Origin of the sequence: Streptomyces sp. NPDC020742 (genome assembly GCF_040641675.1) — a bacterium.
In the GTDB taxonomy this organism is placed as follows: Bacteria; Actinomycetota; Actinomycetes; order Streptomycetales; family Streptomycetaceae; genus Streptomyces.
In genome coordinates, this window is the sequence record NZ_JBFAEA010000018.1 from 1 (window position 1) to 26,219 (window position 26,219).

The window sequence follows — 26,219 nt, forward strand, 5'->3', positions numbered from 1 at the left end:
GTAATCCGCCCCAACGGAGCCAACACCCGCCCCGCCATCGCATACCCGAACGCAAACGCCACCACCGTCAACCCCAACAACGCCAACAACGAACGGTTCAGTAGCGTGCCGAGTGCCGCCGCGCGCTCGTGCTGGACGCATTTGCCGATCGCCGAATTGAGCGCGTCGACCGTGCCGACCAGCGGCAGGTCGGGGCAGTTGATGTTGCTCACCCGGGCGTTGGTGCCGAAGAACCGGAACTCCGGGGTGCTCTCCTTGAGGGCGTTCGCCGCCAGGATGTAGATGATCGCGAGCAGTACCACTCCGGCCATCATGAACATGCCGCCGTACAACAGCGTCAGCCGTATCCGGATGGTCGGCCGCAGCCAGGGCGCCGGACGGGGCCACGTCCCAGAAGACGTGCCGGGCTTCGGAGGGGCGGGGACCGGCGCGGCCGCCCGGGGAACGGTGGTCATGGTGCTCAGCCCTGCTCACCCGGGGAAGCGGGCGCCGCGGCCGATACCGGGACGATGACTGGGCGCACTTCTGGTCCTCCCTCAGATGCCGCAAGATGTACGGCAGTTGTCAAGCCGCATCCATCCTGCACAAACGGGCCGTAAACAGGCAGTAAGCAAACGATCTCGCCCCGGCCTCGCCCCAGGCCCGACCCGAGCCCGCCCCGAGCGCGCGCCGGGCCTGCGCCTGCCCCGCGCCGGTCGGTCCGAACCGTCCCGGTCGACGGGAGGCACCCGCTTCCTTCCGGGGCGGCGGATCCCCCAACGACCGCTCGGCGAGGCGGACTTCGCGTCGTGTGCCGCGCATCCTCCGCGCACCGTGCGCGGTGGAAATGTCCAGCCTTGCTGGGTCGATGCCCGAGGCGGGGTTGATCGGTTTTCGGCCACACAGGGGTGAGGGGTTCCCGGGCGCTGAGTAGGGTCCTGGAGGCCAAAAGTGCCGCATGAGTCACATGGGTCACATCACGAGGGAAACGGACGGCCGACTACCGTGACGGAACAGCCCAATACCCACGCCGGGGAGCCCACCGAGTTGGGGCCGACGCCGGGTGACCGGATCTTTCTGTGCGCGATTCTCCTAGTGGCGGGGGCCGGCCTCGGCTGGCTGGTGGATCTCCTGGCGGACTGGCTGGTCACGTTGCCCTGGGCTCCCCTGCAGGGCCCGGCGAAGCTGATCACCTCGGTCCCGCAGCCGGGCCGCACCATCGGCCTGATCGTGCTGGGCGGGCTGATCGGGGTGGTGGGCGCGCTGCTGATCCAGCACGGCGAGCTGAAGGTGCGCCTCGAGGGCGAGATGATCGAGCTCAAGCGCGGCGACCAGGCGCAGCGGGTCTCCCGCGCACAGGTGGCCTCGGCCTTCCTGGACGAGAAGCACCTGGTCCTCCTCGGCCACCAGGGCGGTGAACTGGCCCGGGAGAAGTGCGACCTGGGCGCCGAGAAATTGGCCCCCGCCTTCACCGGGCACGGCTACCGCTGGGTCGACCAGGACCCGCACCGCACCGCGTTCCGCCCGTGGGTACCAGAGACCCCGGACCTTCCCGCTGGGGCCAACGCGCTGCTCAAAGCGCGCGAAAAGGCCGTGAAGAAGAGTGACACCGGGGAAGAGCAGCGGGAGCTCCGCGCAGAATTGGCCAGACTCGGTGTCGTCGTGCGGGACAGCAAGGGGCGTCAGTACTGGCGCCCCGACAACGCCGCCCCGTAGCCCGGCCGGCACCGTCGCCCCGTAACCCGGCCGGCGCCGTTGGAGAGCCGCCCGCGCCCGGCCCGGACGGGCCCGAGCCGCTCGGCCCACCCGCTACCGCGTCCCGCCGGCCCGACCACTGACGTGGCCGCGGCCTGACGGGGCGCTCGGCACGGGTGCGTCCGGGCGGCCCTAAGGACGAGGCCCGGGGCGTGCGGCTCAGCCCTTGCAGGTGTCCAGCATGGAGCCGAGGGCGCTCTTCTCCTTGTCGGTGGTGGTCAGCTTCCAGACGGACTTGATGTGGGTGTAGTCCTTGGCGTAGGTGCACCAGAAGGAGTGGTTGGTGGGCTTCCAGTCGGCCGGTCCGCTGTCGCTCTTGGAGCTGTTGGAGGACTCGGAGGCCACCAGGAGCTGGGGGTCCTTCAGGTCGTTGCCGAAGGCCTTGCGCTGGTCGGCGCTCCAGGAGGCGGCTCCGGAACGCCAGGCCTCGGCGAGCGGGACCATATGGTCGATGGTGGCCTGGGCCACGTCGGTGACCGTGGTGTCGTCGTAGACGGAGTACCACTTTCCGCTGCTCGGCTGGCACTTGCTGGAGCCGTCGCTGACGTCCTTGCCGTCCCGGGCGAGCACGTCCTGACGGGTGGTGCAGCCGTCCGGCTGCTTGGCCCAGATCTCGAACTTGTCGCGGGAGTAGCCGTCCATGGAACCGGGCGTGGCGACGGTCAGCGCGGCCAGTTCGGAACGCGCCGTGGAGGTGGAGGGCGGCGCGGGCGGCTCGGCGAGGGCGGGGGACGCGGTGAGTGCGACGGCGGCCAGGGAGGCGGCGGACAGGCCGAGGATGGTACGGCGCATAGGGGTCTCCAAGGTGTGGGGGGAGAGACACTTCAGGAAACCGCACCGCACTCCGCAGGCGCTACGCGCGTTGACTGAACATGACAACACCATTCCCTGCCCATTACCTACACTTTGGCCGCCGAGGTTGCGTAACGCCTCGTCAACTGCCATGCGGAGCAGGGAAGATGGTACGAACAACGCAACTGGAAATCAGCCGCACAACTGGGTGTGTATCGCATAAATGGGTACGTACCGTACGGCCGGGGTGCGTACCGCGCAGCCGGCCCCGCACCGTGCAGTCGACGAGATAGGGCCGTACGTGCCGCCCGGAGCGTCCGGCTATCCTGCGCGCATGCTGAGCACCAAGTCCGAGCCCGACGCGCAACCGGCGGTGACAGTGGCCCCGGGCGGGTCTGGACCGACGGTGCGGGCGGTACCCCACCTGCCGAAGTGCCGAACATGCCGCACACGCTGACCGCTGACGCCCTCGCCCGCGTCTCCGCCATCGGCGGCTACTTCGCGGTGTCCTGCGGACCGCGGACCGACGCCGAGGGCTTCCGGCCGCTCACCGACCTGTACGGGGACCCGGCGGCGCTTGCGGAGTACGTCACCTCCATGGGTCGGCGCCTCGGCACCGACCAGCGCCGGGTGGCGGCCTCGACGCTGCACATCGGCACGGCGGCCCGCCTGTGGTCGATCGCGCTGGGCACCGCCGCACTGACCGGTCGGGTCCCCGACCTCGCGCCCGAGCGCCTGTGGTGGCGCGCCCCCGCGTCCGGACCGATCGACCTGTGGATGCCCCGAACGGTCCGGGCGGCGAACGGTGATGAGGTGCCGGACGCGCTGCAGGAGACCGTCGCCGCGCACAACCTGGTGCCGCTGGACGGCGCACTGCAGCGACACTTCGGCCTGTCGCCCCAGGTGATGCGCGGCAATGCCACCTCCGCCCTCATGGGCGCCCTGCGCGTCCTGTTGGCCCAGGCTCCCAATGCTCCGCACCCGCCGCTCCCGTTCGTCACCACCTTGTTGCGCAGGGAGCCCCTGGCGAGTGCGGGAGCGCTCACCCTCAGCCCCCTCGCCTACCGCCGCCGCAGCTGCTGCCTCTACTACCGGGTGCCCGGCGGCGGATACTGCGGCGACTGCGTCCTCACCCGTACGGACATCCGCACGGACATCCGCACGGACCCCGGCACGGCCCCCCGTACGGACCCCCACGCATGACCGCCATCGACGCCACCGACCGCCGCAGACGCCACCAACCGCCACCGACGCCACCAACCGCCACCGACCGCCGCAGACGCCACCAACCGCCACCGCCCTCCTCCAGGGCCGGCGACGACCACGGCCGCCCCAACTGACGCCACTGGGCGCCGTGTTGCTGGCTCACCTGGGCGAGCCCTCAACTCCTCCGGACAACACACACCTAGGCGGCGTCGGTCCGCTTCTCCAGGCGACTGCCGCGCGGCAGGGTGACGGCCATGATGTCGCCGGGGGCGTCCAGCGTCATGCGGTGCCAGCGTCCGCGCGGCACGATGGCCGCGGTCCCCGCCGTCAGCTTGAGCTCCTCCTCCTCGCCTCCCGGCTTCTCCGGACGGAGGACCAGGCGTATTCCGCCGGTGAGGCAGCAGACGAATTCGTCCGCCTCGGGGTGAATCTCCCAGTGGTCGCCGTGCAGGTCGGCATCGGACTCCACATGGAAGGCCATCAACTGCCAGCCGTCCCGCCCGGGCTCGAACACCGGCGGCTCGGCGTGCACCTGGCCGTCCTGGCGAAGGTGGATGAAGGACGCGAAGAGGTCGATCGGGGTGACGGTCATGCTGGGATGTCCTTTCTGCGGTGCTCTTTCTTCGGTGGGTTGTGGCCTGAGGGTGCCGGACCGGCCGGCCACCGTCCCCTCACTCGGCCAGCGCACGGCGCAGGGTTGCGGCGAGTTCGGCGATCTGACGCTGGGACACCTCGGCCGACAGGATCGCCTGCGACCCGTGGAAGGTGCCGGGCCACTGGTGCAGTTCGACCGAGACGCCGGCCTGCAGCAGGCGCTGTGCGTAGGCGATGTCCTCGTCGCGGTTGGGGCAGAGCTCCGCGGTGGCGATGTAGGCGGGAGGCAGGCTGGACAGGTCGGTGGCTCGCGCGGGAGCGGCGTACGCAGTGGCGGGCGTGCCGCCCAGGTAGTGCCGCCACGATGCGGTGACCTTGTCGCGGTTCATCCAGGGCGTCTCGGTGAAGTGCCGCGCCGACCAGGTCTCCTGCCGGTCGTCCAACCCGGGCTGGTTGAGCAGTTGCCAGCGGATCGGCGGCCCCTGTTGGTCACGCGCCCGCAACGCCAGCGCGGCGGCGAGCCCCCCGCCGGCACTGTGACCGCCGACCGCGATCCGCTCCGGGTCGATGCCCAGCTCGGCCGCGTGCTCGGCCGTCCAGGTCAGCACGGCGTAGGCGTCGTCCAGGGCGGCCGGATACGGATGCTCGGGGGCCAGCCGGTAGTTCACCGAGATGACCACCGCGCCGGAGCCATCGGCGATCCGGGCGGCCCACGGGTGCTCGGTGTCCAGATCACCCATGACGAATCCGCCGCCGTGCAACCAGACGATGGCGCCCTGCGCACGGTGCGGGCGGTAGATCCGCACCGCCACGTCCGGATCGCCGGGCACCGTGCGGTCCTCCACGTCCATCCCCGCGGTGTCGGGTGCCGGCACCGCGGCGGCCAAGTCGGCGAGGCTCTTGCGCTCGGAGACCGGGTCGGTCAGGTCTGCCCGGGGGAACAACGGTATGAATGCTTCGAGTTCGGGATCCATGTCGACCATCCTCACGGTCGACGCTCTCCGCGATCATCCGCCAACTGTCGGGCATCCCACCCGAATCGCGCACCGATCGGCGCCTATCCTCTGGCCATGGAGGCATTGGCCGCACGACTGTCACAGTTGGATTCGCAGGTCGAAGGCGCGATCCGCGTCGTCATGTTCTACGACACCCTGATGCGCCGACGGGTGGATCTCCCGGCGCTCGCGCGGGCCTCGGCGAGCCTGGCCGAATGCGTGGCCGGCCTCCGGCTCCACGGTACGGGGCGGGTGATCCGCTTCGCGCCCGACGGCAGGGAAGCACCCGCCCCGCCGTCACCCGCCTCCACCACGACGCCGATCACCCTCGACGAGGAGGAGATCGGAACCGTGTGGTTGGAACGCTCCGGCGCACCCGGCTCGCTCGACCCAGTGCTGCTGGACCGGCTCGCCATCGCCGCAGCGGCGGTCGTCGAGAGGTACGGCCCGGCCCGCACCACCATGGCCGACCCCGCCCTCGTCGAACTGGCGATCAGCTCCGACAGCGACGAGGCGGCCCGGGCCCGGGCGCTACGGCTCCTGGGCTTCGCCGCCGACCTGCCGGTCCGGGTGGTCGCCGTACGGTCGCCGCTCCCGCTGGACCGGGTCGGCACCCTGCTCTGCCCGTCCCGCCCGGTGAAGGCGGCACCGCTCGCCGATGTGGGCATCATCCTGGCCACGACCGTCGATCAGGACCGGATTCCGGCCGGCGTACGCGCGGGCATCGGCGCCGCCGAAAGCCCCGACCGGTCCTGGCGGGAGGCCCGCACCGCCCTCCGCTTCACCACCTCCCGCCGGCCGGTCCTGCACTACGCCGGCCTGGGGGCGTTGGCGCTGCTCGCACAGGTACCCGAGGACGCCGCGCGGGACAACGCCGACGTGGCCGCGATGGCCCGCGTCGCCGGGGACCCGGGAGATCTGGAGACCCTGGAAACCTACTGCGCCGCCGGCTCCCTGCGCCGGGCCGCCGACCTCCTCCACCTGCACCACAGCAGCGTCGCTCGCCGACTCGAACAGATCGGGAAGACCCTGGACCTCGACCTCACCGACCCCACCGGACTGATGCGGGCCAGGCTCGCCCTCACCGCATGGCAGCTGCTCAACGACTGAGGAAGAGCCGATCCACCAGACGGCGCCGTCACATCGGTCCGGTGGGGTCGGTCCGCCACATCGGTCCGCAGCACCGACCGAGCCGCGCTCTGTCCCGAACAAGGGCCACAGATCAGGTCGGTTGTCCCGTCAGCCCCTGGGCTTTAACACCCGCACTGACCCAGCGACGCTGACAGGAGGCCGATAGGGTCACGGTCATGACGGCACCGGAACCGACGATTCTTGCGACCTCCGGCGGCCACCGTGTCGGAGGTCGCACCATGGTGATGTTCGACGCCTTGGTGCACCACGCGGTGGACCTGTCGGGAGCCCACGGCCGACGCCCGCGCGTCATGTACGTCGGCACCGCCATCGGGGACGCCGAGCACTTCACCGCCCGTATGACGGAGGCGGCCCGGGTGGCGGGCTTCGACCTGACGCCGCTGCATCTGTTCCCCATGCCCAATGTGGACGACATCGAGGAGGCGGTTCTCGAGCAGGATGTCGTCTGGGTCATGGGCGGCTCCGTGGCCAATCTGCTGGCCGTATGGAGGGTGCACGGCCTGGACCGCATCATGCGTCGCGCCTGGGAGGCCGGTGTCGTACTCAGCGGGGTGAGCGCGGGATCCCTCTGCTGGTTCCAGGGCGGCGCCACCGATTCGTTCGGACCCGAGCTCCGCCCCCTCACCAACGCTCTTGGCTTCCTGCCCTACGGCAACGGCGTGCACTACGACGTGGACCGGGGCCGCCGCCCGCTGATCCACCAGCTTGTCGCGGACGGCACCTTGCCGACGGCGCACTGCACGGATGACGGGGTCGGCCTGGTCTACCGCGGAACCGAGCTGGTCGAGGCGGTGACAGAGGTCCCGGGCAAAGGCGCCTATGTGGTCAGGCGCGAGGGCGACACGACAGTCGAAGAACGCCTCGAACCAAGGGAGTTGCCCGCCCTCTCGCGGTTGCCCTGAGAGCCCGCCCCGGCTGCCCGACCTGGCGCAGACGCGCGGTCCCGCAGTCCCAGCGACGCCGGCCTGCAGTCCCAGCGAAGTCGGCTGCGGAGATGTCCACCGGCGCGTGCGACTGCCGCACCACCGCTCACGGAAGAACGCCGCCCAGGCTCCAGTCGGCCCCTCGGCCTATCCGAGGCCTATCCGAGTTTCAGGAGGAGCAGCAGGCCGCCCACGACCACAAGAGGCGCCCCCAGCGAGCGCAGGCAGCCCGGCCGGGCGTTGGGCGTCGGTACGTACGGTGTCTCCAGCATGCCGTTCCGCCACAGCATGTCGCGGTGTCGCTCGGCTGCCTTGTGCTGCACGCGCGCACACCGACGACGAATGAAGCCGCCGCAGTCGAAGAGTAAGACGAGACCAAGGGCGAGGTAGAGCAGCGCCAGCGCGATTCCCATACCAAGATCCTATGCGCACCGTGTGGCGGGGAGCGCTCACGCACCGTTGTCGCCCGCAGCCGACGGCACATGGCACAAACGGACCGCAAGAGACCAAGGCAACGGCAAAAGGCGACGGCAAAAGGTAAAGGCAAGGAGGTCACCCGCTCCTTGCCACTCTCAACGTATAGCGCACTGGGGGGCTTGCGGCAAGGCCCCCGTCGTGCCGCAGAATCGCCCGCCGAAGCCGGAATGTGAGGAAGCGGGGGAGCGAAGTGTTCGAGCCGTACTGGGCGGGCCGGGCCGCCGAGTTGGGCATCGGTGCGGCCCACGACGGTCCGACCTCGACCACCGCGTCCCTGCCGCCCACGGCCAAGACCACCTCCGCGGCCAAGACCACCTCCACAGCCACGTCCACGGCGCCACGGGTCCACCTCAGGCGGAGCGTTGCCCGTCCTGGCCCCCAGGTGCGTCACGCCGGTCCAGACGCCTCGCCGCGTGCCATGGGGCGCGCTACCTCAGATCGGAGCCGATACCGTGAAGCCGCTGACCACCAGCGTGTTTGACCTTCCCGACCACCTTTCCCCCAAGGCCGACCCGACGCTGATCGCCGGCGACGAGCAGCACTTCGCGGCCATCGCGGAGAGCCTCGAGCAGACGATCGCCGAACTGTCCGACCGCCTCGACGCCGAGCGCAGGGCGCCCGGCGGCGCGGGTCGGCAGGCGATGGACCGGGACGCGGAGATCCACCGGCTGACCGCCCGCCTGCGCACGCTGCGTCGCTTCGGTGTGGACCTGTGCCTCGGACACATGGTCGGCGCGGACCACCCCGAGCCGGTGTACGTCGGACGCCTCGGCCTCACGGACAGCACGGGGCGCCGGCTGCTGCTCGACTGGCGCTCCCCGGCGGCCGAGCCGTTCTTCGGAGCCACCCACGCCAACCCGATGGGGCTGGCAACCCGCCGCAGGTACCGCTGGACCCACGGTCGGATCAGCGACTACTGGGACGAGGTGTTCACGCCGGACGGGTTCGTCGGGCACGCGGCGCTCGACGACCAGTCCGCCTTCATCGCAAGCCTGGGCAGCAGCAGGTCGGCGCGGATGCGAGACGTGCTCGGCACGCTCCAGGCCGACCAGGACGCCATCATCCGCGCGGGATCCCGCGGCGCTCTCGTCGTCGACGGCGGTCCCGGTACGGGGAAGACCGTCGTCGCCCTGCACCGCTCCGCCTACCTCCTCCACTCCGACCCCCGCCTCGGTCACCGTCGGGGCGGAGTGCTGTTCGTCGGTCCGCACCGGCCCTACCTGTCCTACGTCGCCGACGTCCTCCCCAGCCTCGGCGAGGAGGGCGTGCAGACCTGCACCCTGCGGGACCTCGTCGCCGAGGGGGCGGGGGCAGCGGTCGAGGCCGACCCGACCGTGGCCCTCCTGAAGTCGTCCGCGCAGATGGTGCAGGCGATCGAGACGGCCGTACGGATCTACGAAGAGCCGCCCGCCGAGGGGATGACGGTGACGACCGACTGGGCCGACATCTGGCTGAGCGCCGACGACTGGGCCGAGGCTTTCGGAGCACCGGAACCAGGTACTCCGCACAACGAGGCGCGCGAGCAGATCTGGGAGGAGCTGGTCACGATCCTGCAGGACAAGCACGACGGTGACGTCCCGCCCGACCTGTTCCGGAGATCGCTGCTGCACGACGAGGAACTGGTCACCACCCTGCACCGCGCCTGGCCACTGCTCGAAGCGGCCGACCTCGTCGGAGACCTGTGGTCGGTACCCGCGTACCTACGGATGTGCGCCCCCTGGCTCAGCCCCGATGAGGTGCAAAAGCTGCGGCGCAAGGAGGCCCCCCAGGCCTGGACGGTGTCCGACCTGCCACTGCTGGACGCGGCACGGCAGCGGCTCGGCGACCCGGAGGCGGCACGTCGACAGCGTCGGCACAAGGCGGCCGTCGCCGCCGAACGCGCGCGCATGGCCGACGTCATCGACACCGTACTCGCGGCCGATGACGACGGTGAAGGCGCGGTGACGATGCTGCGCGGACAGGACCTGCAGGACAGCCTGATCGACGAGACCGCCCTCCCGTCTCCCGGCCACCGCCCCTCAACGAGCCGCTCCGCGGCGCACCCACTGGATGGCGCCGACCCGGACCGGCTCGCCGGGCCGTTCGCGCACATCGTCGTGGACGAGGCTCAGGAACTGACCGACGCGGAGTGGCGGATGCTGCTGCTCCGCTGTCCCTCCCGGAGCTTCACCATCGTCGGGGACCGCGCCCAGGCCAGGCACGGGTTCACGGAGTCGTGGCAGGAACGGCTCGAACGGATCGGACTCGACCGGGTCAACCTGGCCTCCCTGAGCATCAACTACCGGACGCCGGAGGAGGTCATGACGGAGGCCGAGCCGGTCATCCGGGCCGCGCTCCCGGACGCCAATGTGCCGGCGTCGATCCGCAGCAGCGGCGTCCCCGTCGTCTACGGATCCGCTGCGGACCTGGACTCGATCCTCGACACCTGGCTGGCCGCCCATGCCGACGGGACCGCCTGCGTCATCAGCGACCCCACCTTCCGGACGACATCCCGCACCTTCGAGCCGACGCCCCGCGTCCGGTCACTGACCCCGCAGCTGTCGAAGGGGCTGGAGTTCGACCTGGTCGTCCTCATCGATCCGGAGGAGTTCGGCAAGGGCATCGAAGGAGCGGTCGACCGCTATGTCGCGATGACCCGAGCGACCCGGCAACTCGTCATCCTCACAAGCTCCTGACGCCGGCCGGACGAACGCCCGCTCCCGGCCGAGTTGGTGGCGTGCCGGGAGGTCAGCCCGCATCGCGACGGACCAATTGGCCCTACCTGTGGACCAGTTGCGATCCGGGAGCCGTCCGGCCCGGCGAGGAAAACGAGGTGCGTGCGGCATCGGGCGCTGTCAGGCTGCGCCGGTGAACCGTGAACAGATCTCCAGGCTCGCCCATGCCGACCACCCGATCAAGGCGCCCCTCGACGACGATGCGGTCGCCCGACTGCTGGCACGCAGCCTCCCACGGGGCAACGAGCGGGTACTCGACCTCGGCTGCGGCGGCGGGGAATGGCTGATGCGCGCCCTGTCCCTGCACCCGCACCTGCATGCGGAGGGCGTCGACATCTCCGAGGAAGCACTGGCGCAGGCCCGTCGGACTGCGACCCGCCTCGATGTCCAGGAACGCCTCGTACTCCATCACCGAGAAGCCGAGGGCTTCTCCTCCCCGCACACGTTCGACCTGGTGCTCAGCGTCGCGGCCACGCACGCCTTCGGCGGCCTGCTGCCCACGCTTGCGGCGGCACGCAAGCACCTCGCTCCTGGAGGATGCGTGCTGATCGGTGACGGCTTCTGGGACCGCGAGCCCTCCCGGGAAGCCATTGAGATGCTCGGGGACTTCACCGATTTGGCGACCACCATGGACCGCGTCGTCGCCGACGGGTGGACCCCGGTCCACGGCCACGTCAGCACCCGCAGCGAGCTGGACGACTACGAGTGGGCCTGCTGGGGCTCACTGGCCTCGTGGGCCCTGGATCATCCTGCCGATCCCGACAGCCCGCAGGTCCTTGAGACGGCCACCGTCCGGCGCTCCGAATGGCTACGTGTCTACCGGGACTCCTGGGGCTTCGTCTGCCTGGTCCTGCGCCGAACAGCGGACTGACCCCGGGCCCCCGGACGTTCGACCCCGCGCCGACGCGCTGCGCACCCGGCAGGGCCGGCGCACTCCCGAAAATCGCACCGACATCGCAGAGGCGAGGAGGCTCAAAGGGCCGGCACACCGGGCCGGCCTGACGGGAACGACTACCTCGCCGCCCGAGCTGCGGCAACATCGGCAGACGCCGTTCACACCCACGACAAGCGCGCGCGATTGCTCTTCGCGCCTGCAGGAGGAGACCGCCATGGCCAAGTCATTCCCGCCCATCGAACCGTACGCGCACGGCCTCTTGGATGTCGGAGACGGCAACCGGATCTACTGGGAGACCAGCGGCAACCCCGACGGGAAAGCGGCCGTGTGCGTACACGGCGGCCCCGGCAGCGGGGGGCGCCGCGCCAGCCGTAGGGATTTCGACCCCGAGGTCTACCGGATCGTGATGTTCGATCAGCGCGGCTGCGGTGAGAGCCTGCCGCACGCCTCCGACCCGGCCGTCAGCCTTGAGCACAACACCACCGAGCACCTGATCGCCGACATGGAGCGGCTCCGCGAGCACCTCGGCATCGAACGCTGGCTCCTCTACGGCGGCTCCTGGGGCTCGACGCTGATTCTCGCCTATGCCGAGCGCTACCCCGAGCGGGTCTCCGAGATCGTCATCTGCGGCGTCACCATGACCAGGCCCGAGGAGACGGAATGGCTCTACCACGGCGTCGGGCGCCTGCTGCCCGGCCCCTGGGAAGCGTTCCGCGACGCACTGCCGGAGGCAGACCGGGACGGCAATCTCGTGGCCGCCTACCACCGGCTCATGCACAGCACGGACGAGGCGGTCCGGGACAGGGCCGCGCGGGACTGGGTTGCGTGGGAGGACGCCGTCATCGCCCACGAAGTACTCGGCAAGCCCGGCGCCTACAGCGACCGGACCGACGCCTCGCTGATGGCCTTCGTCCGGATCTGCACGCACTACTTCGCGAACAACGCCTGGCTCAAGGACGGGCAACTCCTGCGCGGCGCGGACCGGCTGGCCGGGATCCCGGCGGTGCTGATCCACGGCCGGCTCGACCTGGGGAGCCCGCTGAAGACCGCCTGGGAGCTGGCCAAGGCGTGGCCGGACGCGGAGCTGAAGGTGATCGACGACTCGGGTCATACGGGCAGCCCCGCGATGCAGGACGCGATTGTCGAGGCGATCGAGCGGTTCGGCAAGAACGGGCGGTGAACTGGCTCCGCATCGCGGTGATTCCTCTTGGCCTCCCTCGGCTCCCCTCGCCTCCTCCCGCCTTCTCTTGAGTCCTCGACGAGGAAGAGAGCGGAAGAAGAAGGGGAATGACCAGCCGCAGCAGGTCGGTCGCTCCGTCGCGTGGGGCAACCGGACCTGTCGGCGGTGGGTCCCGTCGATCCGACCGAGCTGGTGGTAGGGCGGGGAAATTACGCCACATGGCGTCAGCTTCCGCCCCGATGGAGATCAGGCCGCCCGCTACGCGGCGCACCGCCCGTTACGATTGCGCCGAAATGTCGGCAGTCGCTCCCGTATGAGACACCTGATCGGCCTTCGGGGCACCGGTGACCTGGGCGGTGCCCCGGGGCGGTTTCGGTCCGCTCCCGGAGCGGGGTTCCCGGCCTGCCGGTGCGGTCATGGTGCTCGTGGTACCTCATCGGTTGCCGGGACGGGACGCCCGCGGCCGTCCGGAGCGGGTGCTCCCACCGCGGCGGGCCGGAGCACCCGGAGGGCAGGAGAGGCTACGTGAGCGTGCAACGAGTGGGCACCGTCGTCCACGGAGGGCGCCCCGGTGCCGTGGCCGCCGCCGACGTCGTCCGGCGGTGGTGCGAACGCCAGGGTGTCGGCTGCGTCGCCATCGACGTGTGGAGCCAGGACGAACAACGGCGGGACGCGCGGGAGGAGGTCGAGGCCGCCGGCAGTCCCGACCTGATCGTCACGCTGGGAGGGGACGGCACCTTCCTCCGCGGAGCACGCCTGGCCGCGCAGAACGACGCGCTCGTCCTCGGCGTCGACCTGGGCACCCTGGGTTTCCTGACCGAGGTCCCGGCCCGCGACGTCGAGTGCGCGCTGGACACCGTCCACCAAGGCCAAGGGCACGTCGAGACCCGTCTGATGCTGACGATGCGGGCATCCCGTCCGTTGGAACTTCCCGAGGGGATGGAGGCCCTCCTGTACTACGGCCGGGGGCCCGCGCTGCCGCCTCCGCTGGTGCGCCCCGAGTGTGCCGTCGCCTTGGACTGGGGGATGGCCCTGAACGTAACGGCGCTCAACGACATCGTCCTGGAGAAACTGGCACGCGACCGGCAGGTCTCCCTCGGCGTGTACCTCGCGGGCCGCCTGCTCGCCTCCTACTCCGCCGATGCCGTCCTGGTCGCCACCCCCACCGGATCCACGGCCTACAGCTTCGCCGCCGGCGGCCCCGTCATCTCCCCGGAAGCCGACGCCATCATCTTCACCCCCGTCGCTCCGCATATGACCTTCAACCGCTCGGTGGTGGCCGCACCCGACGAGGCCGTGGCCCTGCGCGTTCTGGAACACTCGGGCCGCGCCGCGGTCAGCGTCGACGGCCAGCTGCGCGGCGTCCTGGACCCAGGGGACTGGATCGGCGTCTACGCGGCCCCCCAGCGCCTGCGCGTCGTGCGACTCGGGCCGACCGACTTCTACGGCCGGCTGCGCGAGCGCATGCGACTGACCGATGCCCCCGCGGCGGACGACGCCGGCCTCACCCCCATGTGGCCCCACACCAGCCCGCCCCCCGATGACCTCGCACACCTGCGTCTGCCACCCCTGCCCGCCGGCACCGACTGATGCCACCGGTGACAAGCTGAACGAGAGCAAGCCCGGTCACTGGACGTCACCCCCGCGCTGGTGCCCGGCCCGGGGAGACCCGCGCGTGCTCGCCGTCACCGGATCGAGTCGTGGCGAAAGCGGGCGCGGCGCACCTGAGGACTTGGCGCCGGGCCGGGATGGCCCCGGGCCTCGAACTGTCCAGAAACCCGATCCATGCCGGTCAGACCCGTCGTAGGTTCCTGCCATGACCACTGCTGACGACTTGGACTACGAGTTCCGCACCGCCCGGCCCGAGGACACCCAGGCCATCGAGGCACTCGACGGATCCTTCACCACCCGCACCATCTTCCACGTGGCCGTCACCGAGGACGGGTTCGCCCTCCAGGAAATCCCGGTAGACCCACCCCTGCACAAAGTCTTCCCAGCGGAGGAATCCGACGACGGCCACGGTGACGATCCCGCGGCCGGGCCGGATCCGAACCGCCGTACCTTCGTCGCCATCGGTACTGACGGTTGTCCGGCGGGCTACGCCGCTGTCTCCTACGCTCCGTGGAACCGGCGGCTGGTCATCGACGACATCGAGGTCGCTCCGGCCCATCGGAGCCAGGGCATCGGCCGCGCTCTGGTGAGCCACGCCGTCGAGTTCGCCCGGGAGCGCGGCGCCGACCACCTCTGGCTGGAGGTCACCAACATCAACGCCCCGGCGATCCACGCCTACCGGCGGATGGGGTTCACCTTCTGCGGCCTGGACACGGCGCTCTACAACGGCACACCCTCATCGGGCGAACAAGCCCTCTACATGAGCATGCCCTGTTCCTGAGCCCGTTGAGAGCGGCCACGAGAATCCTCATGGACGGCCCATTGCGTCGTGCCGGCAGGCGATTGCTCCAGGGGCGTAGCCTCGCTGCAGGGCGTGACGAGCGAGCCCGGGCGGCGCTGGCGGTTGGTGGGTTACCGGCGTCCGGCTTGGGACAGGGCATTCTGTGCCTGGGTGGCCATGGTGGTGACCAGGTCCTCCGCCGAGGGCAGGTCGGTGATGAGGTCGACGGCCTCGCCCGCCCAGACCGGCAGCGGGGGCACGGCGCGTCGTGCCACGTCGTCCTGGTACGCCTGACGGGCTTGGGCATCGGCGGCGAGCTCGGCCTCCCGGCCGCGCCAGCGGTCGAGGTAGGTGTGGCGGAGGGTACGGGCGGGATACTTCGACGGCCACCGAGAGCCGCGTGCAATGTCCAGCACGGTGCTGCGCTCGGTGTCCTGCCCCCGGCCCTCGAGAATCGCCTTGGCTATCGAGGGATCGACCAGGGCCTCGGTGGTGGCCTGGAAGCGGGTGCCGATGAGCGCTCCGGCAGCGCCCAGCACGAGAGCTGCAGCAAGCCCGCGTCCATCGGCGATCCCACCAGCTGCCAGCACCGGCACGGGAGCTACGAGATCCACCACCGCGGGCACGAACGGCAAAGTGGATCGCCCTTGCACGGCGCTGTGACCACCGCTCTCGGTTCCCTGCGCCACGATCACATCGGCGCCCAGGTCCGCGGCCCGCTTGGCTTCCTCCAGATCGGTGACCTGGAGGAACAACAGAGCCCCTGCCCGTCGGACATGCTCGGCGTAGGGCGTCGGATCGCCGAACGACAGCATCACGGCGCTGGGGCCATAGCTCAACGCCAGCTGCACCGCGGCGAGATCGATCCCCCAGGTCAGGAACCCCACACCCCACGGCCCTTCGGTACCCGCGACGATCGGCACCTCACGTGCCAGCCACTCCGGATCCCCGTACGCGCCGCCGAGAATCCCGAACCCGCCGCCGCGGGATACGGCTGCGGCCAGCGCGCCACCGGCCGACCCACCCATCGGTGCCAGCGCGATCGGGTGCTGAACGCCGAGCATCTCCGTGAACGCCGTCGAAAACGCCATACCTGCATCATGCCGCCTCGGGCGACGCGCAGGTACGCCAATGCAGCAACTAGCCTCCGAAGACCGAGACTTGCCAGCGCGCCACGTATCCCCCGGCAGGCAGGAGAAGGGCGCCGAACACGCCAACCGCACAAGACCAAGGCAGCCCGGTGGCGACCTGCTCGATCAGCTCCAGGTCATGTTGATCTCGCGTTCGAAATTGACGTATCCGGCGCGCTGGAAGGCGTTCGCCATCGGTACGTTGCCGACGTCTGTGGACGCACGGATGCGGGGGACGTGCTGCGCGGCGAGGACTCGGGTGCCCTCGGCGAGGAGGTCGTCGATGTAGCCCTTGCCGCGGTGCGAGGGCAGGACCGCGAGGTAGGCGATGATCGCGTTGTAGTCGTTGCGGGCCGGGATGACGAACCCCACTGGCTCCCCATGGGGCAGTGTGGCGATACGCCACCAGTCCCGCGGGCTCGTGTAACGCGCCAGCTCGTCCTCGTAGTGCCGGACGGCCGCTTCGTGCAGGGACATGCGGGTCAGGTCGTCACGGCCATGGGCGTCCAACGTCCCGTCCAGAGCCGAGGCCATCAGAGCCACGAGTTCCCCGCCCTTGTGGACCGGCCGGAAGACGAGGCGCCTGCTGGGCTCGGGGACCGGCGAATCCGGACTCCATTCCAGGCGCAGTCGTTCGACGAAGAGCCGGGCACCGGTCTCTCCAAGTACCGTCATGCGGTCTTCGACGGCTTGTCTCGTCACCGCGTTCTCACGCCAGTCCGGCGGGACGAAACGGCTGTACTCAGGTGGGAGAGACCCGTCCGGGAGAGTAGCGGCCATCGCGGTGTGCAGAAGTCGCACCCCGATGTCCACGCGATCGGAGCCTGAGGTGCTGTCGTCGATGTCGAGGATGTCCAGGAAGAGTGGCGCGTTGCCAGCTGATCGGCTCCACCAAGCCGCCCTGGCCAGCAGGCGGCCATCGCGCAGGGCGACCCACATCCACTCCGGACGTCGACGGCCGCCGGCAAGGTCGTCCCCCAACTCCTCATTGAGGACGTAAGGAAGTTGGGAGAAGAGGTCGAGTTCTTCGCGTCCAGTGATCGGACGCATGGTCAGGTCGTTCGCTTTCACGGTCTAGGCACGCTCCGGTGAGGGCGCCCGTCCGCTCCGGGTTCAGACGAGGTCCGCACCACGGGAGGGCACAAGCGCAGTGATCAAGGGGAACATGGGCTTGTCCCTCCTCTCGCTGTCGTGGCCCTCAACCCTCGTGGTGGGGGTCCAGCAGTAACGTCTATCCAACCGCAACCCTCGTCCGCAAACTCTTTTCGATCCCCCTGCTTCCGACCGCCGCCGCAGGGTCGAGCCTCTCGTCGATGCTGGCGTAGAACGGGCAATTTCAAGTTCGTGCCGCTCTACGCAGTCGATTCGCCCACGCGCTGGCCGCGTCCTCGGCCGACCCGCCCTCGCGGCCGCCGCCTGGCTCCTTCCCGGGGCGGCGCCTCCGCCCCTCTGCTTTCGACGGGAAGGGGCCGGGCGTGGTGTCCAGGGCGCCTCAACGGGTCGATGTGGACGCGTCCTCGGGCCGCTGCCGCGGCTCGTCGTCCCGCCCCTGCCGGTAGGGGGCAAGGAAGTCGGTCAGCGCGGAGAGCACCGCCTTGGGTGCCTCTTCGGCGGGGTAGTGACCGCAGTCGGGGAGGATCAGGCTCTCCACGTCGTCCGCGGCGAGCCGCATGGTGTCACCGACCAGCTCGGCGGAGTTCTCCGCTCCCGCGATCGTCAGCACGGGCAGGGTCAGCCGCCGGGTCCTCCGCCGCTGGTTCTGCTCGATGGTCGTATCGAGCGCGCGGTAGCACGCGAAGCTGGCCCGGAGCGCTGCGGGGTCGGCGGCCAGCGGATCGACGTAGTGCCGGACGGCGTGCTCGGGCAGGGGCCGCACCGCCTTGGTAGCGAACTGGTGGCCGAAGTAGAGGTGCTCGCGCCCCCTGACCAACTCCTCGTTGATGTCGGTGAGCCGGTTGAAGGCGAAGTGCCACAGCCGGTCGTTGGCCCGCGCGCCGCCGAACAGTGGCGGCGACGGCGACAGTCCGGGGATCGCGGCCTCGGCGACGACCAGGCGCGTCAACCGGCCCGGGTGGTCGGCGGCCAGGGCGTATCCGGTCCACATGCCGACGTCGTGGCCGACCATGGCGAACCGCCGGTGACCGAGCGCGGCCATCAACCCCACCAGGTCACGGGCGAGGGTCCCGGTGTCGTACCCGTCCAGGGGCTTGTCGGACAGGCCGACACCGCGGGGGTCCACCGCGACGATCGTGAAGTCCGGGGCCAGCGCAGGCATCACCAGGCGCCAGGCGTACCAGGTCTGGGGCCAGCCGCCCACGAGGAGCAGTGCCGGCCCCTGGCCTCCGGTGACGGCGTGCAGGCGCAACCCGTCGACGTCGACGTACCGGCTGGTGAAGGTGTCGGCGAAACCGGTGGGCAGTTGTGGCGCCCGGCTGACGGAGCCGGGGCCGTCGGGCGTGGACAGGCGGGGCGCGGGCGGGTTCATGCGGTCGGCCTTTCGGTGCGCTCAGGGCGTTCATGGTGTTCGGTGCGCTCGGTGCGCTCGGTGCGCTCGGTGCGCTGGTGTGCTTGAGGCGCTCGGAGCGCTCCGAGCGCTCCGAGCGTTCCCTGGGTTTCGAGCGGTGGGCGGTGGGCGGTGAGCGGTGAGCGGTGGGCGGTGGGCGGTGAACTGAACCTGATCGTGGGGTGGTTGGGCCGGTCGACTCGGCTCCGGCCCCCTGCGGGCCCGGTCGCGTCGACCGGCCCCATGGGGGTGTGCGGGGCGTGCGGACCGGCTGTGCGCCAAGAAGCGGCGGTGCACCGAGGGCGGCGATCCCCGGTGAGGCGTGCGCGCTCGTCAGGCTAGCCATGTTGGATCGATCGGTCAAAGATATTTGGACCGAACGGTCCAAGAAGCGGTAAGGTCGCTACCGCACACGAAGTGGAGGCCCGGTGCGAGACGGAGGCAGGCATGTCAGGGCGTAAGCAGTTCGACGTCGACCAGGCCCTGGACCAGGCGATGCGCGTCTTCTGGCAGCGCGGGTACGCCGATGCGTCGCTGGACGCCCTGGGGTCCGCCACCGGACTCGGCCGCGGGTCCCTCTACGGGACCTTCGGGGGGAAGGACGCCCTGTTCCGCCAGTGCCTCGACCGCTATGCCTCGATGTACGGCGCCCGCTACGAGGAGGCTCTCGCGGCGCACGCCGACGATCCGGTGCGCGCCGTCGAGGCGTTCTTCGAGGTGGTGCTGGCGCGCATCGCCGACCCGGGGGTCCCGGGAGGCTGCCTCGTGGCGCAGTCCGCCGCGCAGTCGCCGACGCTGAAGGAGGAGCGGCGGACCCAGGTGCGTGCGCTGCTCGACACCCAACGCGCCCGCGTGCACGAGGCGCTGGCGAGTTCGTCGGCCCCGCCCCAGGTGCGGGACGAACTGGCCACCTACGTCGTCGCGGTCAGCCAATCCCTCGCCGTACTGAGCCGGGCCGGCACCCCGGACGGCGAACTGCGCTCCGTGGCACGCCTGGCCTGCACGACGGTGTCCGACACCCTGGCTCGTGCCGCAGGCGGCTAGGGAGCCTACGTCCTGGATGCCCGGCGGTCGCCGTTGCGTTGCTCCGGGCCCTGTGACGGTCGCGTCCGCTGCCCGGAGGTCATGGCGAAGGCCCTCGTCGGGCGGTTGCTCAGAGCCAGTCCCGTCGCTTGAAGATGACGTACAGGCCGGTGCACACCGCCGCCATCAGGATGATCGCGAAGGGGTATCCGAACGCCCAGTGCAACTCCGGCATGTTCTGGAAGTTCATGCCGTACACCGTGCCGACCAGCGTCGGCGCGAACAGGATCGCCGCCCAGGAGGAGATCTTCTTGATCTCCTCGTTCTGTTCGAAGCCGGCCTCGGCCAGGGCGCGCATCTCGGCGTTCTGCTGCTGGTTCACCAGGGTTGCGTTGACGGTGAGGATGTCCTGGAGCGCCTGGCGGAAGCCGTCCACCCGGTCGGTCGTGTGCAGCGCGTGGTCGGCCACATCCCGCAGATAGCGGCGCAGTTCCTCGTCGATGGCGTACTTCTCGAAGCCCGCGGTGAGGCTCTCCAGCATGCCGTTGAGCGGGCGGGTGGCGCGCTGGAACTCCACGACCTCGCGGGAGAGTTCATAGATGCGGCGGGAGACCCTGGGGTCACCGCCGAAGACCTCGGTCTCGATCTCGTCGATGTCGGTCTGGACGCCCGCGACGACCGGTGCGTAGCCGTCGACCACGGCGTCGAGGATCGCGTAGAGGACGGCTTCGGGGCCGCGCTTGAGGAGTTCGGGGGCGTCCTCCATGCGGCGGCGCACGGCCGAGAGGTCCGGCGCGGCGCCGTGCCGGACGGTGATCACGAAGTCCCGGCCGACGAAGACGTGCAACTCGCCGAAGTCGACCTCTTCGGCGTCGTCCAGATAGCGGGCGGCACGCAGTACCACGAAGAGGGTGCCGCCGTAGCGCTCCAGTTTGGGCCGCTGATGGGCCTCCATCGCGTCCTCGACGGCGAGCGGGTGGAGGTCGAACTCCGATGCCAGGGAGACCAGTTCGGAGGGGGAGGGGCGGTGCAGGCCGATCCAGGCGAGGGTGTCGGACAGGGCGCGCTGCTGCCGGAAGGTATCGGCGAGGGAGTCGTGGGTACTGATCCGGTGGCCGTCCCGGTAGAGGGCGGCGCTGATGACGCTGCTGGGGTTCCCGTCGGGCTGCTGCGGAGGTTCGGGAGCGTCCGGGGGCGTGGCGGGCGGGGCTTCGGAGGGCCGCTTCTTCGCGGGTTTGCGCAGGCCGCGCAGGCCGCGTGGGCGGCGGCCGGGACGCTCGGGGCTCACGGCGGATCCGACCTCCGTCACATGTGGGGATGAACAGGCACACAGAATCTCGACGCAGGATATCTGCCGCAGAGGTCCACACAGGTCAGGGGGCGTGGTGCAGGATGGATCGGGATGTGCGCGGTGTGTGTCGCGTCCGCCGGGCTTTGTGTGTCTATCTCTAGAATTGTGCGATGCAGATATCGCAGACAGCCAACGCTCCTCTGAGTGAGGTGATTCGGTGAACGGCCCTGATGCCACCGACGAGCAGTGGGAAGGGCTCGCCGAGGTCGTCCCGCTCCGCGGCGGCAGGGAATGGCCTTCCTGGCCCGACCACCGCGCCCTCCCCGAGGAGGAACCGGCCAAGGAGGCGCGGCGGTTCATGGTCATCCGCGTCCAGACCTTCGCGGACGCCCGTGAGGTGGCCGAGTACCTGATGGCGCAGATCCCGGTCCTGCTGGACCTCAGCAGCGCCGACAGTGATGTCGCCAAGCGCATCCTGGACTTCTCCAGCGGTGTCGTCTTCGGGCTGGGCAGCGGCATGCACCGGGTCGACACCAATGTGTTCCTGCTGGCACCGGTGGGCACCGAAGTCGCGGAGGAGGTGGCGGGGGCCGTCCCCCGTTCGTAGGAAGAGCTGTTGGACGTAACGGTTCTCCGTCGTACGGTTGCATAGCGTCCCCGCATGAACACCGACAGTGTGCGACCGGCGGTCACCGAGTTACGGCTCTCCGCCTTCAAGGCCCATCGCGGCGTCGTCCTGCCGCTCGGCCCGCTGACCCTGCTGAGCGGCGGGAGCGGAAGCGGTAAGTCCAGTGCGCTGCAGGCGTACGAGATCCTGGCTCGGCTCGGTAGCGGGGAGCCGCTCGCACGGGTCGTACGGGAGGTGGCGGGCGGGGCGTCGGCCTGTGTGCCCGCGGGCTCCCGCCCCGATGCGCAAGGGCGGCGCGGCTTCCGCATCGGCTGTACGGTCGATGGCCCGGTGGGCCGCGTCGAGCTCGACCTCGCCGTGCAGGCCGAGCCCGAACTCCGCATCGTCGGCGAGCGGTTGATCGGCTGCGGGGAGACCCTGCTGGTCACCGCGTTGACCGATCCCACGCGCCCCGCCGTCCAGGCTGCCTGGCACACCGCGGGCGCGACCCCGGTGACCCGCGCACCGCTACCGGACGACCGGCTGGGGACCTCGTTGCTGCCGCTCCGGGTCGCCGGCAAGACGACCGGCCAACGACTGGTGCTGGCCGCGGCCGAACAGGTCGTGGTGGCGCTGCGGTCGGTCTTCGTCTGCGATCCACGGCCGGAGGTCATGCGCGGTGCGGGCGGGACGGGCGGTGCGAGTGGTGCGAACGGTGTGGGCGGCGTCAGCGAGAGGGGCGGCGCGGGGCGCGGCGGTGCCCACGGCGGGCGGAGCGCGAGCGTCGGGAGCGGTGCGGGGAAGTACCCGGGGGCTGAGGGGGCCGGGCGTCCCACTGCGACGGGCGGGACGGGTGGATCAGCCGGGCCATGGGGTGCGCGGGCACGTCAGGGAGCCGGAGGCGGCAGCGCCGGCGGCTGGAGCCATGATGCGGACCGGGAGCACGACGAGGGGCGATTGCGGTCCGCCTGCGACAACCTGCCGGCGGTGCTGGCGCGGACCGGTCAGGAGTGCACTCGGCGGCATGCGGTGCTGGTCGCGGCGGTACGGGAGGCGTGTGCGGGCCCGGTGGACGGGCTGCGTGCGGTTGCTCGACGGCAGGCCGCCACGGCCGGAGAGGAGGACGCCGCGGAGGTGCCGGCGGCCGCGCGCGGAGGAACGGGCGGAGCGCGGAGAGGTACGGGCGGAGCGCGGAGAGGGGCAGCGGAACGGAAGCCCGCGATGCAGGCGGTGCTCGACCGCGGTGCGCTGGGGGAGATGCCCATCGAGCAGCTCGGCGACGGTGAGCTGCGCTTCCTCGCGCTGGCGTTGGTCCTGCTCACCGGGCCGGGAGTGCTGGCCATGGACCCGGCCGGGGAGATCCCGTCGGCCCATCAGCAGATGACGGTGATGGCGGACGGTATGGACCGCTGCATGGATCACCGGCAGGCGCGCGAACTGATGTCACTGGCCGTACGGATGGCCGAACGCGGACATGTCCGGCTGTTCGGAACGGTTCGGGACGCCTCGGTCGCCGAAGGACTGCCGGAGGTGCAGGTGCTACATCTAGGGGCATGAGTGAGGATCTTCATGCGCTGCAGCGACGGCTGGCCGAGTTCGCGGCCGCGCGGGACTGGCAGCAGTACCACACCCCCAAGAACCTGGCCGCGGCGCTCAGTGTCGAGGCCGCGGAACTCGTCGAGATCTTCCAGTGGCTGACGCCTGAGGAGTCGGCGAAGGTGATGTCCGATGCGCGGTCGGCCGCCCGGGTCGAGGACGAGGTCGCCGATGTGCTGGCGTATCTGCTGCAGTTCTGCGAGGCGCTGGGCATCGATGCCCTGGCGGCACTGGCCGCCAAGATCGACCGCAATGAGAACCGCTTCCCGGCGCGCCGCCAGGCGCCGCCGGACCGCCCGCGGCAGCGGGAGGGCGAGGAGCGGGAGGGGGAGGAACGGGGCCACGGGGAGCGGTAGGGGCGTGGGCGTAGCGGAGAGGGCGGTGGAGGGAGGGCAGTAGGGCGAGTCGGGGGCGGGAGAGTGTGGGGGCGGAGGGCGTCGGCGTCGTCGGGGTGCTGGGGATGCGGGGCGGGGCGTCAGGGGGGCTGGGGTGGATGGGGCGGATGAGGCGGTAGGAAGCTGAGGGGCGGTTCGAGAGGGACCGAGGCATGGTGAAGCCGCTTTGGGGCGTTTCGGCGCGCCGGCTCGGTCGTGCGAGGGCCCTTCGTGGTCTGTGCCGATCGTGCGATGGGTGAGGTTGCTGTGGCGGGTGGGGAACGGGGCGTGTCTCCGCCCTCCCGTTGTCACTCTATGGAGTCATGGATCTTTCCACAGCGCCTTGCTTGTCCACAGATTTGCGAATTCCCCTGGCTTTTTTGGGTGTTCACCCTCACTCTGGGTAGTGAAAGGAGTGCGGAGCACATGCGCACGACCAGGGAAGGGACACGATGACCGAAAGGAGGGGAGCGGATGGACGCGGTGCGGATCATCGCGGCCAGCCAGCGCGGTCTGGCGGAAGCGAGCACGGTCCAGGACGTGATCGTCGAGGCGTGGCAGGCGCACGCCTTGGCGGAGGCGATAGGCAGCCATCTCGCGATATTCGGGCCGTACGAAGTGCGGTCGAGAGCCCGAGTTCTGGGCGACGCGGGCGGGCGGTTCAGCGGGGGACTGCTGTGCCCGGCAACGGCCACCGGTGGGCTGCGAGCGACACAGCTGACGGAAGTGCGCGATGCCAGGGAGGCTCTGACGAGCCTGAGCCGACTGTTACGAGAAGTCTGTGAGGTGCTGGTGGGGGTGGTGCTGCTCGCGGGCGAGGAGGGGATGTACTGGACCTGTATCGAGGCGATGGACACGGTCGATGAAGCCCGAGACCGGGTGGCCGGAATACTGGAGAAACTGGAGGTACGTGACCGGAACCCTGCCTAGGGCAGAGCGGAAGCCCTGCGCGCCTGTCCAGGAGTAGGGCCGATACCGAGACGCCCAAGCAGCACCGTAAGTAAGACACCTGGAAGGCTCGACAGCTCGACAGCTCGACAGCTCGACAGCTCGACGGCTCGACAGCTCGACAGTACGGCGGCTGGACAGCTCGGCGGCTGGACGGCTGGACGGCTGGACAGCGATGCAACGCAAGACACCCTGCGTAGACGGAGTGCGTACCCCCTGCTCACACCTCACGCGTACCCCGTGCTCACGCCTCACAGGTCGGCGTCGCCTTCGCCGGCACCTGAGGGCAGGCCTGCCGATGTGCTTGCCTTCCCCGCCCCTACCGTCTCACCTGCCACCGCCGTCGCTCTTCACGCCCGTGCAGCTCCTGTGTACTGCGAGCTGAGGGACGACCTCCCGACGTGCCTGCCACCGGTGCCGCCGACAGCCGGCCCGTGCGCGGCACCACCGCATCACAGCTGCTGCTTCTTGAGCTACCGCCCGGATACCGCAACTTCGGAATCACGGCTGCGGAGCCGCCGATCAGGAGCCGCTGTCGAAGGCACGCCCCGCGCCCCGCGCCTCGGGGCCCCGCGCGGCCGCAGCGACGATCTCGCGCGACCGCGTCCCGGATCTCGGGGCACTACGAGCGGGTGCATCCAGGTGCCGGGTGGCTGGGCACTGGCCCGACTCGGTGTATCGAGACGCCGCAACGGTTGGTCTGCCGTTCGGTGTGCAGGATGGAGGTATGGAGCTACGCATCTTCACCGAGCCCCAGCAAGGGGCTTCCTACGACACCCTCCTCAAGGTCGCCAAGGCCACAGAGGAGCTCGGCTTCAACGCATTCTTCCGGTCCGATCACTATCTGAGCATGGGCAATGTCGACGGGCTGCCCGGCCCGACGGACGCCTGGATCACCCTGGCCGGGCTGGCTCGGGAGACCTCGCGCATCCGGCTCGGCACGCTCATGACGGCAGGCACCTTCCGGCTGCCGGGTGTGCTGGCCATCCAGGTGGCCCAGGTCGACCAGATGTCGGGTGGCCGGGTCGAACTGGGACTTGGTGCCGGATGGTTCGAGGACGAGCACAAGGCGTACGGGATTCCGTTCCCCAGGGAGAAGTTCGCGCGGCTGGAGGAGCAGCTGGCGATCATCACCGGGCTGTGGTCCACCGAGACCGGAAAGGATTTCAACTATGCGGGAAATTACTACCAGTTGGAGAAGTCGCCGGCTCTTCCCAAGCCTGCTCAGCGCAAGGTGCCGGTGCTGATCGGCGGCCATGGTGCGACGCGTACCCCGCGGCTGGCGGCGCAGTATGCCGATGAGTTCAATATTCCCTTCGCCTCTCTGGAGGACAGTGAGCGCCAGTTCGGACGGGTGCGGGCAGCCGCCGAAGCCGTTGGGCGGAAGGGCGAGGAGCTGGTGTACTCCAACGCCCTCGTGGCCTGCGTGGGCAAGAACGACGCCGAGGTGGCGCGACGGGCCGCGGCCATCGGTCGGGACGTGGAGGAGCTGAAGGCCAACGGGCTCGCGGGCTCCCCGGCCGAGGTCGTCGACAAGATCGGGCGTTACGCGGCCATCGGGGCCTCCCGGGTCTATCTGCAGATCCTGGACCTCGATGACCTGGACCACCTGGAGCTGATCTCGGCGCAGGTGCAGTCGCAGCTGACCTGAGCGGTCACGCATTGCACCGGCGGTGCGCCCGGCGGCGAGGAT

The 26,219-nt window shown here is 70.3% G+C and carries 24 protein-coding genes and 1 pseudogene; 16 read left to right on the top strand and 9 right to left on the bottom strand.

From position 1 onward, the window contains the following. Positions 1-455, bottom strand: a pseudogene (locus AB0G84_RS26150) (two-component sensor histidine kinase); the annotation flags it as partial. A gap of 529 nt (positions 456-984) precedes the next feature. On the opposite strand from AB0G84_RS26150, the gene AB0G84_RS26155 reads away from it, so the two are divergent. Then, positions 985-1,695, top strand: a complete 711-nt coding sequence (locus AB0G84_RS26155) for a hypothetical protein (RefSeq protein WP_361325474.1) — start codon at positions 985-987, stop codon at positions 1,693-1,695. A gap of 198 nt (positions 1,696-1,893) precedes the next feature. Here AB0G84_RS26155 and AB0G84_RS26160 read toward each other — a convergent pair whose 3' ends face one another. Then, positions 1,894-2,526 (bottom strand): DUF1524 domain-containing protein, encoded by a 633-nt coding sequence (locus tag AB0G84_RS26160; RefSeq protein ID WP_361325477.1) that lies wholly within the window; start codon positions 2,524-2,526, stop codon positions 1,894-1,896. A gap of 441 nt (positions 2,527-2,967) precedes the next feature. Here AB0G84_RS26160 and AB0G84_RS26165 point away from each other — a divergent pair, with 441 nt between their 5' ends. After that, positions 2,968-3,729, top strand: a complete 762-nt coding sequence (locus AB0G84_RS26165; RefSeq protein WP_361325480.1) for a (2Fe-2S)-binding protein — start codon at positions 2,968-2,970, stop codon at positions 3,727-3,729. 202 nt (positions 3,730-3,931) lie between these two features. Here AB0G84_RS26165 and AB0G84_RS26170 read toward each other — a convergent pair whose 3' ends face one another. After that, complete coding sequence (locus AB0G84_RS26170; RefSeq protein ID WP_361325483.1) at positions 3,932-4,324, bottom strand: cupin domain-containing protein; 393 nt, start codon at positions 4,322-4,324, stop codon at positions 3,932-3,934. A 79-nt stretch (positions 4,325-4,403) separates the two neighbouring features. Further along, positions 4,404-5,300: an alpha/beta hydrolase gene (locus AB0G84_RS26175; RefSeq protein ID WP_361325486.1), complete on the bottom strand. Its 897-nt coding sequence runs from the start codon at positions 5,298-5,300 to the stop codon at positions 4,404-4,406. Between the two features lie 96 nt (positions 5,301-5,396). Here AB0G84_RS26175 and AB0G84_RS26180 point away from each other — a divergent pair, with 96 nt between their 5' ends. Further along, positions 5,397-6,431, top strand: coding sequence for a helix-turn-helix domain-containing protein (locus tag AB0G84_RS26180; protein ID WP_361325489.1), 1,035 nt, complete (start codon positions 5,397-5,399; stop codon positions 6,429-6,431). Between the two features lie 197 nt (positions 6,432-6,628). After that, entirely contained in the window at positions 6,629-7,375 is a 747-nt protein-coding gene (locus AB0G84_RS26185; protein WP_361325492.1) for a peptidase E, read from the top strand. 179 nt (positions 7,376-7,554) lie between these two features. Here AB0G84_RS26185 and AB0G84_RS26190 read toward each other — a convergent pair whose 3' ends face one another. Next, the gene (locus AB0G84_RS26190; protein ID WP_361325495.1) at positions 7,555-7,809 is read right to left on the bottom strand and encodes a hypothetical protein; all 255 of its coding nucleotides are present in this window, start codon (positions 7,807-7,809) and stop codon (positions 7,555-7,557) included. A 516-nt stretch (positions 7,810-8,325) separates the two neighbouring features. Between AB0G84_RS26190 and helR the strand changes: the two genes are divergently transcribed. From helR to AB0G84_RS26215, 5 genes are all read left to right on the top strand, one after another. Continuing rightward, positions 8,326-10,548 (top strand): RNA polymerase recycling motor ATPase HelR, encoded by a 2,223-nt coding sequence (helR, locus tag AB0G84_RS26195; protein WP_361325498.1) that lies wholly within the window; start codon positions 8,326-8,328, stop codon positions 10,546-10,548. Positions 10,549-10,720: 172 nt separating this feature from the next. Then, entirely contained in the window at positions 10,721-11,458 is a 738-nt protein-coding gene (locus tag AB0G84_RS26200; protein WP_361325501.1) for a class I SAM-dependent methyltransferase, read from the top strand. A gap of 238 nt (positions 11,459-11,696) precedes the next feature. Next, positions 11,697-12,662 carry a prolyl aminopeptidase gene (gene pip / locus AB0G84_RS26205; RefSeq protein ID WP_361325504.1) on the top strand — a complete coding sequence of 322 codons (966 nt, stop codon included), beginning with the start codon at positions 11,697-11,699 and terminating at the stop codon, positions 12,660-12,662. A 525-nt stretch (positions 12,663-13,187) separates the two neighbouring features. Beyond that, positions 13,188-14,252, top strand: coding sequence for an NAD(+)/NADH kinase (locus AB0G84_RS26210; protein WP_361325507.1), 1,065 nt, complete (start codon positions 13,188-13,190; stop codon positions 14,250-14,252). 226 nt (positions 14,253-14,478) lie between these two features. Continuing rightward, positions 14,479-15,054, top strand: a complete 576-nt coding sequence (locus AB0G84_RS26215; protein ID WP_361325509.1) for a GNAT family N-acetyltransferase — start codon at positions 14,479-14,481, stop codon at positions 15,052-15,054. Positions 15,055-15,185: 131 nt separating this feature from the next. Here AB0G84_RS26215 and AB0G84_RS26220 read toward each other — a convergent pair whose 3' ends face one another. The 3 genes from AB0G84_RS26220 to AB0G84_RS26230 all read right to left on the bottom strand — a co-directional run bounded on the left by AB0G84_RS26220 (position 15,186) and on the right by AB0G84_RS26230 (position 18,669). Next, complete coding sequence (locus AB0G84_RS26220; RefSeq protein WP_361325512.1) at positions 15,186-16,145, bottom strand: nitronate monooxygenase; 960 nt, start codon at positions 16,143-16,145, stop codon at positions 15,186-15,188. A gap of 165 nt (positions 16,146-16,310) precedes the next feature. Continuing rightward, the gene (locus AB0G84_RS26225; RefSeq protein ID WP_361325515.1) at positions 16,311-17,234 is read right to left on the bottom strand and encodes a GNAT family N-acetyltransferase; all 924 of its coding nucleotides are present in this window, start codon (positions 17,232-17,234) and stop codon (positions 16,311-16,313) included. Positions 17,235-17,676: 442 nt separating this feature from the next. Then, positions 17,677-18,669, bottom strand: a complete 993-nt coding sequence (locus AB0G84_RS26230) for an alpha/beta hydrolase (RefSeq protein WP_361325518.1) — start codon at positions 18,667-18,669, stop codon at positions 17,677-17,679. Between the two features lie 32 nt (positions 18,670-18,701). Between AB0G84_RS26230 and AB0G84_RS26235 the strand changes: the two genes are divergently transcribed. Together AB0G84_RS26235 and AB0G84_RS26240 are read left to right on the top strand one after the other, a co-directional pair. Further along, positions 18,702-18,830: a hypothetical protein gene (locus AB0G84_RS26235; protein WP_361325521.1), complete on the top strand. Its 129-nt coding sequence runs from the start codon at positions 18,702-18,704 to the stop codon at positions 18,828-18,830. Between the two features lie 304 nt (positions 18,831-19,134). Beyond that, positions 19,135-19,731, top strand: a complete 597-nt coding sequence (locus AB0G84_RS26240) for a TetR/AcrR family transcriptional regulator (RefSeq protein WP_361325523.1) — start codon at positions 19,135-19,137, stop codon at positions 19,729-19,731. 109 nt (positions 19,732-19,840) lie between these two features. On the opposite strand, the gene AB0G84_RS26245 is transcribed toward AB0G84_RS26240, so the two are convergent. Further along, positions 19,841-20,998, bottom strand: coding sequence for a magnesium and cobalt transport protein CorA (locus AB0G84_RS26245; protein ID WP_361325526.1), 1,158 nt, complete (start codon positions 20,996-20,998; stop codon positions 19,841-19,843). A gap of 220 nt (positions 20,999-21,218) precedes the next feature. Between AB0G84_RS26245 and AB0G84_RS26250 the strand changes: the two genes are divergently transcribed. The 5 genes from AB0G84_RS26250 to AB0G84_RS26270 all read left to right on the top strand — a co-directional run bounded on the left by AB0G84_RS26250 (position 21,219) and on the right by AB0G84_RS26270 (position 26,177). Next, positions 21,219-21,608 (top strand): cell division protein SepF, encoded by a 390-nt coding sequence (locus tag AB0G84_RS26250; RefSeq protein ID WP_361325529.1) that lies wholly within the window; start codon positions 21,219-21,221, stop codon positions 21,606-21,608. Between the two features lie 54 nt (positions 21,609-21,662). Continuing rightward, positions 21,663-23,165: a biotin transporter BioY gene (locus AB0G84_RS26255; protein ID WP_361325532.1), complete on the top strand. Its 1,503-nt coding sequence runs from the start codon at positions 21,663-21,665 to the stop codon at positions 23,163-23,165. Next, a complete protein-coding gene (locus AB0G84_RS26260) occupies positions 23,162-23,560 on the top strand; it encodes a nucleotide pyrophosphohydrolase (protein WP_361325535.1) in 399 nt (132 codons plus the stop codon). The genes AB0G84_RS26255 and AB0G84_RS26260 overlap by 4 nt, the downstream gene beginning before the upstream one ends. Positions 23,561-24,052: 492 nt before the next feature. Further along, entirely contained in the window at positions 24,053-24,508 is a 456-nt protein-coding gene (locus AB0G84_RS26265) for a DUF6099 family protein (RefSeq protein ID WP_361325538.1), read from the top strand. A gap of 745 nt (positions 24,509-25,253) precedes the next feature. Next, positions 25,254-26,177 carry an LLM class F420-dependent oxidoreductase gene (locus tag AB0G84_RS26270; protein ID WP_361325541.1) on the top strand — a complete coding sequence of 308 codons (924 nt, stop codon included), beginning with the start codon at positions 25,254-25,256 and terminating at the stop codon, positions 26,175-26,177. Positions 26,178-26,219 lie beyond the last annotated feature (42 nt).

Coding starts and splice junctions, on each gene's coding strand:
- AB0G84_RS26160 (WP_361325477.1), bottom strand. CDS start 2,526: ATGCGCCGTACCATCCTCGGCCTGTCCGCCGCCTCCCTGGCCGCCGTC.
- AB0G84_RS26165 (WP_361325480.1), top strand. CDS start 2,968: ATGCCGCACACGCTGACCGCTGACGCCCTCGCCCGCGTCTCCGCCATC.
- AB0G84_RS26170 (WP_361325483.1), bottom strand. CDS start 4,324: ATGACCGTCACCCCGATCGACCTCTTCGCGTCCTTCATCCACCTTCGC.
- AB0G84_RS26175 (WP_361325486.1), bottom strand. CDS start 5,300: ATGGATCCCGAACTCGAAGCATTCATACCGTTGTTCCCCCGGGCAGAC.
- AB0G84_RS26180 (WP_361325489.1), top strand. CDS start 5,397: ATGGAGGCATTGGCCGCACGACTGTCACAGTTGGATTCGCAGGTCGAA.
- AB0G84_RS26185 (WP_361325492.1), top strand. CDS start 6,629: ATGACGGCACCGGAACCGACGATTCTTGCGACCTCCGGCGGCCACCGT.
- AB0G84_RS26190 (WP_361325495.1), bottom strand. CDS start 7,809: ATGGGAATCGCGCTGGCGCTGCTCTACCTCGCCCTTGGTCTCGTCTTA.
- pip (WP_361325504.1), top strand. CDS start 11,697: ATGGCCAAGTCATTCCCGCCCATCGAACCGTACGCGCACGGCCTCTTG.
- AB0G84_RS26215 (WP_361325509.1), top strand. CDS start 14,479: ATGACCACTGCTGACGACTTGGACTACGAGTTCCGCACCGCCCGGCCC.
- AB0G84_RS26220 (WP_361325512.1), bottom strand. CDS start 16,145: ATGGCGTTTTCGACGGCGTTCACGGAGATGCTCGGCGTTCAGCACCCG.
- AB0G84_RS26225 (WP_361325515.1), bottom strand. CDS start 17,234: ATGCGTCCGATCACTGGACGCGAAGAACTCGACCTCTTCTCCCAACTT.
- AB0G84_RS26230 (WP_361325518.1), bottom strand. CDS start 18,669: ATGAACCCGCCCGCGCCCCGCCTGTCCACGCCCGACGGCCCCGGCTCC.
- AB0G84_RS26235 (WP_361325521.1), top strand. CDS start 18,702: ATGGTGTTCGGTGCGCTCGGTGCGCTCGGTGCGCTCGGTGCGCTGGTG.
- AB0G84_RS26240 (WP_361325523.1), top strand. CDS start 19,135: ATGTCAGGGCGTAAGCAGTTCGACGTCGACCAGGCCCTGGACCAGGCG.
- AB0G84_RS26255 (WP_361325532.1), top strand. CDS start 21,663: ATGAACACCGACAGTGTGCGACCGGCGGTCACCGAGTTACGGCTCTCC.
- AB0G84_RS26260 (WP_361325535.1), top strand. CDS start 23,162: ATGAGTGAGGATCTTCATGCGCTGCAGCGACGGCTGGCCGAGTTCGCG.
- AB0G84_RS26265 (WP_361325538.1), top strand. CDS start 24,053: ATGGACGCGGTGCGGATCATCGCGGCCAGCCAGCGCGGTCTGGCGGAA.
- AB0G84_RS26270 (WP_361325541.1), top strand. CDS start 25,254: ATGGAGCTACGCATCTTCACCGAGCCCCAGCAAGGGGCTTCCTACGAC.